This is a genomic window from Bizionia psychrotolerans, from assembly GCF_001039595.1.
Map to the genome: position 1 here is coordinate 19,858 of NZ_JNGS01000002.1, position 13,590 is coordinate 33,447.

Genomic DNA, 13,590 nt, shown 5'->3' on the forward strand with positions numbered 1-13,590 from the left:
AAAAAAGTAATTTTTACTTTTTGATAGGCTTTTTGTTTTCAAGGGAAAATCTAATAATTAGCTGTCTTTCATAAGAATCATACGGTTTTTCTTACACAACCTCCTTGTAACCAAAATGTTATGTAGTTTTCTAAAAAAAATTATATATATTGTTAACCTTTCCCTCCTTTAGCCATAAAATTCTAAATAACTAAATCTAATAAATATGAATATTTTAAAAAATTTAACTGTAGCAGTAATCCTATTATGTTTATTTAATTGTAGCAGCGACGACGACATTAATGATGCGCAAGCTCCTCCTGCAACTAGTTTTAACAGAACAATAAATGAAAATCCGACAGAGGGTTTATTAATTGGAACTATTCCTACAACTGGCGCATCTTCTACTAATTTCAGTATTACGTCTCAATCTATAAATGGTGCTTTACGTATTGACCCTTCTACGGGAAATTTAATTGTAAATAACGCATTGGTTTTTGATTTTGAAACCAATCCGTCAATTACTGCAGTTGTAAGAGATTTAAATAATAATAGCACCACCAATGTTACGATTGATTTGACCAACATTGATGATATTGCTCACTTTTTATCAACTTCCAAAGCTGATTATTTAGCAACACCAAATAACGATTGGATAGTAATTACAGAAGCAGAATACGAACTTTTAGCTGAACGTTTAAATCAAGTTTCTAGGCTAGGCTCAACTGTTACTGATTACCTAACAGCAGGTGCATCTTCAATAGACAATGTTACGGCAACCAATGTAGGTGGTAGCCCTAATCTACCAGTCGATAATTATTTCTTTGGCTTTAAATACCATTCTTTATCGGATAATGTTGTTGGTGCCAGAGTTAAAATTTCTGTTACAGATCCACTCATCGGATTTATTGGTTGGGGAAGACCATTACCTGAACATGATATGGGTGATAACTATTTTGTTTTAAAAAATGATAATGGTGTTGGCTCATCAAATGAGGCCTATATTGCAGTGTATTCGCCGGGTGATATTGCTTATATAAATTCTTCAGCCGACAAAACTTGCTATGCTGATAATGGTGATGTAACCTCTTTCCCAGCTGCAAATATTTCTACTGAAATAATTTACTTATACCAAGGCTTATATACGCCACAAAAACAATGGGGAGAATAGTTACCTAATCAAAAAATAAATTTAAAACCCTTTTTAATATCATATTTTTAAAGGGTTTTTTAATACTAATTGTTAACCTTTTGAAATTACAAACATAAAATAGCAAATACAATATATTATGAAACATTTTAAAATTTTAATTTTAGCGATAAGTTTTTTAACAGTATTCAACTGCAGTAAAGATGATGATAGCGTTGCATTTATTCCAGAACGATCTATTCAAGAAAAAATAGCATACAGATGGAATATAGTAGCAGTAGAAGACCCTAATTCAGGCATACAACTTCCCTTAACCACTTGCGTCAAAAGAACCTACTATCAATTTTCTCTAAATGGAGAAGCGCAAGTAGAATTTTTCAATGAAGATGATGATGACAATTGTATTTCTGATGGTGTTCTTAATGGCACTTACATACTTCTCCAAGTTGATGGAGAAAATGGTGTTAAAATTATCACTGATTCTGGAGATGAAACTTCAAAAATAATATCCATTACTGAAACTGAACTCATTTTAGAGCAACAAGGATTTGGTATCAGACATTTAATTTTTACACGAGCGTAAAACCTAATTTCACAAAAGAAAAGACCTTGAAGCAGAATTTTTTCAAGGTTTTTTTTATATAAAATCCAATTGATTAAATGGATGATTCAAAATAGGTTCGGCATCAGCATCCAACCATTTATTTAAAACGGTTGCGTAAATGGCTCTAAAATCAATTTCAAATTTTACATCACCATTATCATCTAAATCAGATAAACTAGCTAACGGATTATAAACGCCAGGTTTTTTTAACTTATTTCCAATAATGAAAATATTATTTGCGGTTCCATGATCTGTTCCATTACCCGAGTTTTGTTTAACGCGTCTGCCAAATTCCGAAAAGGTTAAAATTAATGTGTCATCAAATGAATCGTGCTTTTTTAAATCCTTCACGAAAGCATCCACACTTTCCGCATATATTTTTAAAAGTTTACTGTGTTTATTTTCCTGGTTTACATGCGTATCAAAACCATCCAATGAGGCATAAAACACTTTAGTTTTTAATCGGGAGTTTATTAAAGAAGCCATTGTTTTTAACTGTTGAGCAAACCCATTTTGAGGGTAGCTAACAGAACTATTTTTAATTGTGTTTTTCTCATGGATATATTTGGCTGATGATTCTGCAGATATCATGGTTTTATACAAATATCCCAAATTATGCTCGCTTAAATGTGTGTCTTCATTTTGTTTGGTGACTTGTTTGATAAACGGATCTTGAGATAATTGATAAAATGTATTTGGATTGGTAAAAGCCATCCCACTCAATTTTTTCCCTTGCAAGGCTAATGATAAACCCTCGTTTAATTCAATAGCATTGTGAGGTTCGTTTCCGTGCTTATCTAAAAAGCGACCTATCCAGCCATTAGTATAATATTTATTTGATGGACTGGCAGTTTGCCAAATATCCATTGCTCTAAAATGTGATCTATTTGGATTGGGATATCCTACATTATTAATGATGGCCAAATGACCTTGATCATACAACCGCTTTAAAGGTTTTAGAGACTTATGAAAACCTAATTCATCCGTTATAGAAATTAAATCCGGACGTTTTAAAGCCAATTTCGGTCTGGATCTGTAATAAATATCATTATTAAATGGCACAATGGTATTCAAGCCGTCATTTCCGCCAGATAATTGAATAATTACCAAACGTTTATAACCTAAATTAGTGGAAAGCGTATCTTCAAAAGCCCGAATAAAACTAGGCACAAAGAATAAGCTACTCGCTAATGTTGTATTTTTTAAAAAATGACGTCTGTCCATATTAACACATTTGATATTCTGGTAAAGACATGAGTTGTATACATTGATCTTTAGCTGATATTTTTTGCAATTTATTTAAATATGTACCTGTTTCTTTTCTTAAAGCTGGCACAAGCAAAATAGCCGTCATTTCCTCAAAAGACAAATTTTTATAGTCTCGATAAAAATTTGTCCAATTCAGTTTGGTGTTAGTTAGTTTACTTTTAGCAACACGTCGATAATATTCTTCATATCCATCAGAAAACGCACCTTGTTCTTTAACTGAAATAACACCATCATTTAACAACAATGACGCTAATTTTAAACGCATTAAAATAGTGTTACTATTAATCCAAGATTGTCCACCTTCCCAACCAGCCACATTTGGTGGATATAACAACATTTGCCCTAACATGCGTTGCAGTTTAATAGATTGCTTCGGATTCTCAAAGGTAATAGGTACTATTTTCTGAATACCAACCAATAGCTCTACAGGCGATTTAATTTTAGTTCCAATATGTTGTTCATCATAAAACCAATCTGACATAAACACAAAACGCACAACAGTTTCAATATCATAATCTGGATAAAATACAGCTGTCATTGCTTCAATATGCTTCTGATTTAGAGAATCACTCACAAAGTATCGGTACAATTTTTCACAAATAAACTGGGCACATTGCTTTTTTTCTAAAATCATGTCGATGACCATATCTCCATCATAACGACCGGATTTATCAAAAATGAATTTAAATCCATCATCATGTAGATTTTTGCGAAATTTATATTCGCCTTGAAACTCAAAATCATATCCTGTAAACGATTTTGACGCTTCCTTAACATCATCTTCAGTATATTCACCCACACCTAATGTAAACAACTCCATAAGTTCTCTGGAAAAATTCTCGTTAAGTTTATCTTTTTTATTCTGTTTTAAATTCAAATATTTTATCATGGCAGCTTCTCGCGAAATGGCTTTTACAAAATCACCAAAATTCCCTAAAGCATGTTCTCTCAAAGTATTATGATATTTCTGAACATGTAAAATAACTGAATCTTGACAAACAAAATGATTAGCCCAGAAAAGCGTCATCTTCTCTTGAAGCCTATTCTCACTTGAAACCATTCTATCCATCCAAGCTAAATTAAATTCTTTAACTTTTAAGCCTGACTGCTTTCGATAAAATTGTCTAGTTTTTTCATCTTTACTGTATTTCTCAATCGTTAAATTATCAAAAAACGATGTGTCTATAATTAATTGTGATGTATTTAGAGATTCTGCAAATAAGGCATCAACAAGCTCTTGACGACTTTTGCCAGAAAGTCGTTTCAGTTCCTTTGGGTTAATCCCAAATCCTGCTCGCCAATATAAATGTTGAATGTGTTTATCTGTCATGATCGTTTGTCATCTCTCTTTGAAATATACGACTCCAATTACAAAAAGGACGCCACAATTTTCTAATATCAGCGACTTTATAAAACAATTAACAAATATTCGAATCTTGCAAAATAAAAAATCGCTGTTTCACAACTGCGGATTTATGTTTCTAATAACCTATATTTTGAGCAGAAAAAAAAATCGAATTTTACATTAAAAATTTACACAAAAAAAAGCCGTTTTAATTCTTTAACAGAAATAAAACGGCTTATCTATTTATAGGTTTAACTCGCTATTATAAATCGAACTTAATACCTTGAGCTAATGGTAATTCATCAGAATAATTTACCGTATTTGTTTGACGACGCATATACACTTTCCAAGCATCAGATCCAGACTCACGTCCACCACCTGTTTCTTTTTCGCCTCCAAAAGCACCACCAATTTCAGCACCAGATGTTCCAATATTTACGTTGGCAATTCCACAATCTGAACCTGAAAATGATAAGAATTTTTCAGCTTCTTTCATTTCATTCGTCATAATGGCTGATGATAATCCTTGCGCCACACCATTTTGTTTTGCGATGGCATTTTCTACGTCACCAGAATATTTCATTAAATATAATACTGGTGCAAATGTTTCATGCTGAACAATGTCATAATGATTTTCAGCTTCAATAATTGCTGGTTTTACGTAGCATCCACTTTCAAAACCTTCACCTTCCAAAACTCCACCTTCAACTAAAACGGTTCCACCTTCAGCTTTCGCTCTTTCAATTGCAGATAAGTATGCGTTTACAGCATCTTGATCAATTAATGGTCCTATATGGTTTTTCTCATCTAACGGATTTCCAATAGTTAATTGTTTATAAGCACCAACAATGGCGTCTCTTACCTTATCATAAACCGACTCGTGAATAATTAAACGACGGGTTGATGTACAACGTTGTCCAGCTGTTCCTACTGCGCCAAATACAGCACCTGGAACTACCACTTTTAAATCGGCCGTTGGTGTGATAATAATGGCGTTATTTCCACCTAATTCTAATAATGATTTTCCAAAACGTTCTGCAACCGTTACACCTACAATTCTACCCATGCGTGTAGATCCTGTAGCAGAAATTAATGGAATACGCGTATCTGTTGTCATCATTTCACCAACCTTATAATCGCCATTTATAATACATGAAATACCTTCTGGCAAGTTGTTTTCTTTTAAAATGTCAGCAATAATATTCTGACAAGCTATAGACGTTAATGGTGTTTTTTCGGAAGCTTTCCAAACACAAACATCACCACAAACCCAAGCTAAAGCCGTATTCCAAGCCCAAACTGCTACTGGAAAATTGAATGCTGAAATAATACCAACTACACCTAACGAATGCCATTGCTCACGCATAACGTGACCTGGACGCTCAGAAGGAATTGTTTGTCCGTTTAATTGTCTGGATAAACCTACTGCAAAATCACAGATATCAATCATTTCCTGAACTTCACCATATCCTTCTTGAAGTGATTTTCCCATTTCAAAAGACACTAATCGACCTAATGGTTCTTTTAAATCACGTAATTTATTTCCAAATTGACGCACTATTTCACCACGTTGAGGTGCTGGCATGGCTCTCCAAATTGGAAAGGCAGATGTTGCTGCATCCATTACTTTCTCATAATCTGCTCGAGTAGTCGTCTTAACTTTCGCAATTAATTTTCCATTTACTGGCGAAAAACTTTCAATAACCTCTCCACTGCCAAAATTATTAGAACCTGTTGAAGTCCCTTCATTTATATCTTTAACACCTAATGCTTTTAGGGCTTTTTCAATTCCAAAATCTGTTGCAACTGCTTGCATAAATCTATTTTTTTTAATTATTATTCTTACTATTTGCGAATATACTAATAAATGTTGCCTTACTAAAGTGAAACGATTCAAAATTTATTAACTTTAAATTCTCTTTTAAAAGAATTTAACCATGAAAAATTACGTATTCCTAGTTGCACTTTTAGTTTTGTTTTCCAACTGCAAAAACAAAGAAGAACTAGAAGCTATTTCACATAACCAAAAGGAAACAGCAGTTGATAGCTCTAAAATTGAAATCAACGAATTTGCTATCGTTATTCATGGTGGTGCTGGAACTATTTTGAAAGAAAACATGAGTGCTGAAGATGAAAACGCTTATAGGTCAAAACTTGAAGAAGCGATTCGCGTAGGTCATAAAATTTTAAGTGAAGGTGGAAGCAGTTTGGATGCTGTTGAAAAAACGATTAATATTTTAGAAGATTCTCCACTATTCAATGCTGGAAAAGGTGCCGTTTTTACCAATGCTGAAACCAATGAATTGGATGCCTCCATCATGGATGGAAAAACCTTAAATGCAGGTGCTTCTGCTGGCACAAAAACAGTCCGAAATCCAATAAATCTGGCACGTGCTATTATGGAAAACTCCCCTCACGTGATGCTTTCTGGAAATGGTGCCGAACAATTTGCAAAAGAACAAGGCTTGATATTAGTAGACTCAACTTACTTCTATACGGAGAGCAGACTTAATTCATTAAAACGCGTCAAAGAACGTGAGGCTCAAAATACAGCTAACAATAAAACGGCTTTTTATGATACCATTATTAAAGATTCAAAATTTGGAACCGTTGGATGTGTTGCTTTAGATAAAAACGGCAATTTAGCAGCAGGAACCTCAACAGGTGGTATGACTAACAAACGTTGGGGACGTATTGGCGATGCACCAATTATTGGAGCTGGAACCTATGCCAATAATAATACTTGTGCAGTTTCAAGTACAGGTTGGGGCGAATTTTTTATTCGTGCTATGGTTGCTCATGATATTTCGGCTTTAATGGACTATAAAGGTTTAACACTGCAAGAAGCTGCTCGAGAGGTTATTCAGAAAAAAGTTCCAGACCTTGGTGGTGATGGCGGGATTATTGCTGTGGATAAAAACGGAAATATGGTTATGGAATTTAATACAGCTGGTATGTATCGCGCATCTATGAATGATGAAGGTGAATTAACCATCGGGATTTATAAAACTAACGAAGATTAACTAAATCTTTTTTGTTTTAATCAGTAATCATCCCAAATTAGGGAATCAACCGTATTTATTAAAGAGCGAATAGTCGCTTACGTTTTTAGCTTATATCATATAAAATTATCCATAAATGGCTTTTAAAAAAATAATACCTTTCATCGTCCTACTCATCGTGATGTCTTCTTGTAAAAAGGAAGAAACCGAAACGGATAATCTTTTTAAATTCCGAGATTATATTAGTTACACCACCTCTGGTTTAAGTTCTATAGTCAATCCTATTCAGATTAATTTAGCCAAACCTGTTGAAAACTGGGAAGTTGGACAGGAAATTATTGCTGATATTTTGTCAATTTCGCCACATGTTTCTGGAAAAATAGTGGCTGTAAATAACCAATCCGTACTTTTTACTCCAGATGAGAATTTGGAACCAGCAACCGAATACACCGTTACTGTTAAGTTAGATGAAATCTATAAAGACCTTCCTAAAGATTTTGGTAATTACACTTTTCAATTTAAAACCATCATACCAAATTTCAACATTGTTACCAACAGCTTACAATCATACAATAAAGAATGGCAATATGTGGAAGCTGTTCTAAAAACTTCCGATATTATTTCACTAAAACAAGCCAAGCAATTGGTTGAAGCATCGCAAAACGGTAAAAAATTAGCAATCGTTTTTAATGAATATGCTGAAAATTCACGTGTTTTTGAATTTAAGATAGACAGTATCAACAGGAAAATAGACGATTCCGAAATTCTAGTAAAATGGCAAGGTAAAGCGATTAATGCAGATAATTCAGGTGAAAATACACTGAAAATTCCAGGTATTAATAACTTCACCATTACCAAGATGGATGTCATCCAAACACCTGAACAATATGTTGCGATTAACTTTTCGGACCCTCTAAAAAAACAGCAAAATTTTGATGGTTTGGTAACGATTGAAAAATCTAAAACACCGAAATTTATTGTAGATGGCAACGTTTTAAAAGTCTATCCAGAAAGTAAACTGGTTGGAAATATTCAAATAGATATTTTTCAAGGTATCTCCAATGCAGAAGGCTTTAAATTGAAAAAACCGTTTTCCGAAAAGATAACCTTTGAGAACTTAAAACCTCAAGTCCGCTTAATTAGTAATGGTAGTATTTTGCCAAATTCACAACAACTAAAATTCAATTTTGAGGCCGTTAATCTACGTGCAGTTGATGTGCGAATTATTAAAATTTATGAAGATAATATCATCCAATTTTTACAAGATAACAATTGGAATAGCGACAATCAATATGCCATTAGACAGGTTGGGCGAAGAATTGCTAAACAAACCATAGAACTCCAATCCGCTGCTGAAAACACCGGAAAATGGCGTGCGTATAGTATCGATTTATCGAAATTCTTTTCAGCCGATCCTGGTGCTATTTATCGCGTGGAATTAAGCTTTACTAAAGACTATTCGTTATACGATTGTAATGCGAACGAGTCGACCACAACAAGCAACGATGATTATGACGATTACTATTATGAAGAAGATTATTATGGGAACGATTATGGTGAAGAAACTTATACCGAAGAGGACGATTTACGTGAAGAAGCTTACTGGGATAATTTAACCTATAATTATAAAAACTATCCATACAATTGGCGTGAACGTGATAATCCGTGTCATGTGGCTTATTTTAATGAAGATCGGATTGTTTCACAAAATTTAGTGGCTTCCAATTTGGGCGTTATTGCCAAACGTGGTGAAAACAATTCCTACTATTTTGCGGTAACCAATATTCTAAACACCAATCCGGAAACCAATGCATCCGTAACGCTTTATAATTATCAGCAGCAGGAATTAGTCACTCTATTTACCGATTCTGAAGGCTTATTAACCATTGATGCCGATAAACATGCTGCTTTTGCCATTGTTAAAAAAGGAAAAAACACCACCTATTTAAAACTCGCTGATGGCAACTCACTATCCCTAAGTAAGTTTGATGTTTCTGGAAATAATATGCAACGTGGTCTAAAAGGCCATTTGTATGGCGAACGTGGTGTTTGGCGTCCAGGCGATACCTTGCATTTAACCTTTATGTTAAATGATAAAGCCAATAAATTACCAAAGGAGCATCCTGTGAAATTAGAAATAACAGATCCTAACGGTAAATTAACTTATAAAAATATCACGACTGATAACCTTAATAATTTTTACAAATTCACCGTTCCAACCAATACAGAAGATAAAACTGGAAATTACAATGCGAAAGTATCTGTAGGAGGCGCAACATTCTATAAAACCTTAAAAATTGAAACTGTAAAACCCAATCGTCTAAAAATTAAAGTCGATTTTGAAAACGATATCCTAACCAATAATGAACCTTTACATGGAACATTAGATGTAAAATGGCTTCATGGAGCGCCAGGTAAAAATTTGAAAGCTGAAATTAAAGCGAAAATAAACAATTCCAATACTGGCTTTAAAAACTATAAAAACTACATATTTTCAGATCCTACACGCGAATTTGAAACCGAAGAATTAACCGTTTTTGAGGGCAACGTTAATGCAGAAGGAATCGCGCAAATTAACAACAAACTGGAAGTCGGAAAAAATGCGCCAGGCATGTTAAATGTGCAATTTTTAGTTCGTGCTTTTGAAAATGGAGGCGATTTCTCAATGGACGCTTTTACCATGCCTTATGCACCTTACAAGTCGTTTGTAGGTTTACGTTCACCCGAACCAAAAGCGTATGGCTCCTTTTTTACAGATGAAAATCAAACCTTTGATGTGGTAGTCGTTGATAAAGATGGCAATCCAATTCAACGCGATAATTTAGAGGTGAAAATCTATAAAATTGAATGGCGTTGGTGGTGGAATTCTTCTGAAGATAATTTATCCAGTTATGTGTCTAGCAATTATCACAGACCGTATTTAGACACGAAAGTGAATACCAATGCACAAGGTAAAGGGAGTTTTAATATCAATATTCCAGATGAAGAAGGTGGTCGTTATCTTATTCGGGTTATCGACCCAGAAAGTGGTCATGCCACTGGACGAACCGCTTATTTTTATAAAAACTGGTGGCAAAAAGCACCTTCAAGTGATAAAGAAGCTGCTAAAATGTTGGTGTTTTCAGCAGATAAAGAAACCTACAATGTAGGAGAAACAGCTATTATTACATTCAATTCTGGAAATGAAGGTCGCGCTTTAGTGAGTGTAGAAAATGGAACCGAAGTTTTGGAAACGAAATGGGTAAAAACGCAACAAGGCGAAACCAAAGTAACCATTCCTATTTCGGCAGAAATGGCTCCAAATGTGTTTATTAATATTTCACTTTTACAGCCGCATGCCATTACAGCAAACGATTTACCGATTCGCTTATTTGGCGTTATTCCACTCATGGTGGAAGATCCAAATACGAAATTGGAACCACTATTAAAAATGCCAGATGTCTTGCAACCAGAGCAGGAATTTAAAGTCACTGTTTCTGAAAAGAATAATAAAGCCATGACCTACACCATTGCTATGGTTGAAGAAGGTTTGTTAGATTTAACCCGTTTTAAAACACCAAATGCTTGGGATGATTTTTATGCACGTGAAGCTTTAGGCGTCAAAACTTGGGATATTTTTGATGATGTGATTGGAGCATATTCTGGAAGTATTGATCAAGTTTTTGCCATTGGTGGTGATGGAAATGCAGCTGCAGGAAAAAATAAAAAAGCCAACCGTTTTAAACCTGTTGTTAGTTATTTAGGCCCTTTCACTTTAAAGGCAGGCGAAAACAAATCGCATACTTTAAAATTACCGAATTATATTGGAGCCGTTCGTACTATGGTGGTAGCGGGAAATGCCAAAGACGAAGCTTATGGCAGTGTGGATAAATCGGTTGAAGTTAAAAAACCGTTGATAGTGTTGGCATCACTTCCACGCAAATTAAGTCCTGGTGAAAAAGTAACGCTTCCGGTTACTGTTTTTGCTATGGAAAATAAAGTTAAAAATGTTGAAATCAGTTTAAAATTAAGCAAAGGTATTTCTGTTGTTGGCGAAAAAACACAAACCGTAAATTTTGCCAAACCAGATGAAAAAATGCTGTATTTCGAATTAGATGTCAGCCAAGCAAAAGGTTTTAATACGATTGAAGTAATTGCGACAGGCAACGGAGAAAAATCAAGTTATAAAGTAGAAATTGATGTGGTAAATCCGAATCCGATATCATCAAAATCTATTGACAAATCGGTTGCTGCAAATGCAGAAGCATCACTTTCATTTTCAACCTTTGGAGAAGCTGGAACCAATTCAGCAACAGTAGAGTTTTCAACTTTACCTCCTATGGATTTCACCAGACGCTTACAATATTTGATTAGATATCCACACGGTTGTTTGGAGCAAACCACTTCAGGCGTACTTCCGCAGTTATATTTGAATGATATTTTCGATTTAACACTGGATAAAAAACAAGACATTCAGAAAAATATTGAAAGTGGTATCAAACGATTGGCGCAATTTCAAATGCCAAATGGTGGCATGAGTTATTGGATGGGTGAAAACACTGCTAACGATTGGTCTACAAGTTACGCTGGGCATTTTATGTTAGAAGCTGAAAAGAAAGGTTATGTATTACCGTTAACCTTCAAAAGTAATTGGCTCTCTTACCAAAAACAAGCCGCTCGGGATTGGCGACCGAGTTATAGAACCTATAATTCCGATTTAGCTCAAGCCTACCGATTATACACGTTGGCATTAGCTGGAAGTCCTGACTTGGCGGCTATGAATCGACTGCGTGAATTTTCTGAAATTTCCAACGAAGCCAAATGGCGTTTAGCTGCAGCCTATGCTTTAGCTGGACAAAATGAAGCGAGTCAGGCCATATCAAAAACGGCAAATATCAACTTTGAGTCGCCAAAATATAATTACTACACCTATGGTTCGGTGGATAGAAATCGTGCGATGGCTTTAGAAACGATGGTATTGACTAAAAACTCACAACAACGTGAATTAGCAGAGTCTTTAGCCAAGGATCTATCCAGTAACCGTTGGATGAGCACCCAAACAACGGCTTACAGTTTATTAGCTATGGCAAAAATGGTGGAAGCCAATGGCGGAAAAGATTTGGATATTCAATTTTCTATAAATGGAAAATCGGAAACCATACAATCTAAATCAGCTATTGCACAACGTGATTTACCCATTACAGATGGAACGAATCAAATGACGTTTTCTAACAAAAAGGACAATTTAGTGTATGTACGTGTATTAAATTCTGGAAAATTACCATTAGGCCAAGAATTGGTTGAACAACGTGGCTTGAGTGTTTCCGTAGTTTATAAAGATTTGACTGGAAACAACATCAATATTTCCAATTTAAAACAAGGTCAGGATTTTGTGGCAACAATTGTGGTAAGTAATCTTAAGAACGAGAATATAAATGATGTAGCTTTAACACAATTATTCCCATCAGGTTGGGAAATTATCAACACACGATTTACGGATTTTGGTGAATCTGTAACCAGTCAAGCTAGATATATTGATATTCGCGATAACGAAGTCAATTATTATTTCGATTTACCACAGAAAGGAAATCAAGGTAATAAAACCTTTAACATCATGTTGAATGCATCCTTTTTAGGAACCTATTATTTACCAGGCGTTCAAGCAGAAGCCATGTATGATTCTGACTATTTAGTGCGCAGCAAAGGACAATGGATAACAATTGAGAAATAATGAAGGCAAAAAGCATATTAGAACAAACCAAACATCGACCTTTTGAAGTTCCTAAACGTTCTTGGAAATTTTATCAAGAATGGAATGATGCTATTTTTTTACATTGGCAAGTTGAGCCTGAAGCCATAAAACCACTTTTACCAAAAGGTATTGAATTAGATACTATTCATGGAAAAACGTGGGTGAGTTTGGTTGCTTTTAATATGAATCATATTGGCATCCGAAGTTTACCAAAATTACCTCATATTTCAGATTTTCATGAGATAAATATTCGCATTTATACTGTTTGCAATGGAAAACCAAGCGTATATTTTTTAAATATGGAAGGCAGTAAACGTTCGTCTTGCAAGATTTTAAAATCCATATCTAAGTTTCCATATCAGTATTCTAAAATGAAACGAACGGTTTTTAGTTATGAATCCAAAAACAAAAACAACCGATTCATTTTATATGGAATATAGATTGGGAAATGAACCTATAATCAAAGATGAAACGGATATTTGGTTAACCGAACGTTATGCCGTTTTTCAA

At 34.5% G+C, this 13,590-nt stretch carries 8 protein-coding genes; 5 read left to right on the forward strand and 3 right to left on the reverse strand.

The features are described 5' to 3' along the window. The first annotated feature begins 205 nt into the window (after positions 1–205). Positions 206–1,150, forward strand: coding sequence for a cadherin repeat domain-containing protein (locus GK51_RS00230; protein ID WP_048330862.1), 945 nt, complete (start codon positions 206–208; stop codon positions 1,148–1,150). Positions 1,151–1,268: 118 nt separating this feature from the next. Then, a complete protein-coding gene (locus GK51_RS00235) occupies positions 1,269–1,712 on the forward strand; it encodes a lipocalin-like domain-containing protein (protein WP_048330864.1) in 444 nt (147 codons plus the stop codon). Between the two features lie 54 nt (positions 1,713–1,766). On the opposite strand, the gene GK51_RS00240 is transcribed toward GK51_RS00235, so the two are convergent. The 3 genes from GK51_RS00240 to amaB all read right to left on the reverse strand — a co-directional run bounded on the left by GK51_RS00240 (position 1,767) and on the right by amaB (position 6,163). Continuing rightward, positions 1,767–2,957, reverse strand: coding sequence for a DUF1501 domain-containing protein (locus GK51_RS00240; RefSeq protein ID WP_048330866.1), 1,191 nt, complete (start codon positions 2,955–2,957; stop codon positions 1,767–1,769). Between the two features lies 1 nt (position 2,958). Further along, on the reverse strand, positions 2,959–4,332 hold the full coding sequence (locus tag GK51_RS00245) for a DUF1800 domain-containing protein (protein ID WP_048330867.1): 1,374 nt from the start codon (positions 4,330–4,332) through the stop codon (positions 2,959–2,961). Between the two features lie 277 nt (positions 4,333–4,609). Further along, positions 4,610–6,163, reverse strand: a complete 1,554-nt coding sequence (amaB, locus tag GK51_RS00250; protein ID WP_048330869.1) for an L-piperidine-6-carboxylate dehydrogenase — start codon at positions 6,161–6,163, stop codon at positions 4,610–4,612. A 121-nt stretch (positions 6,164–6,284) separates the two neighbouring features. On the opposite strand from amaB, the gene GK51_RS00255 reads away from it, so the two are divergent. From GK51_RS00255 to GK51_RS00265, 3 genes are all read left to right on the forward strand, one after another. Then, positions 6,285–7,370, forward strand: coding sequence for an isoaspartyl peptidase/L-asparaginase family protein (locus tag GK51_RS00255; RefSeq protein ID WP_048330871.1), 1,086 nt, complete (start codon positions 6,285–6,287; stop codon positions 7,368–7,370). 115 nt (positions 7,371–7,485) lie between these two features. Further along, positions 7,486–13,059 carry an alpha-2-macroglobulin family protein gene (locus GK51_RS00260; RefSeq protein WP_048330873.1) on the forward strand — a complete coding sequence of 1,858 codons (5,574 nt, stop codon included), beginning with the start codon at positions 7,486–7,488 and terminating at the stop codon, positions 13,057–13,059. After that, positions 13,059–13,520, forward strand: coding sequence for a YqjF family protein (locus tag GK51_RS00265; protein ID WP_053069180.1), 462 nt, complete (start codon positions 13,059–13,061; stop codon positions 13,518–13,520). Before GK51_RS00260 ends, GK51_RS00265 begins: the two co-directional genes overlap by 1 nt. The last annotated feature ends 70 nt before the right edge of the window (positions 13,521–13,590 follow it).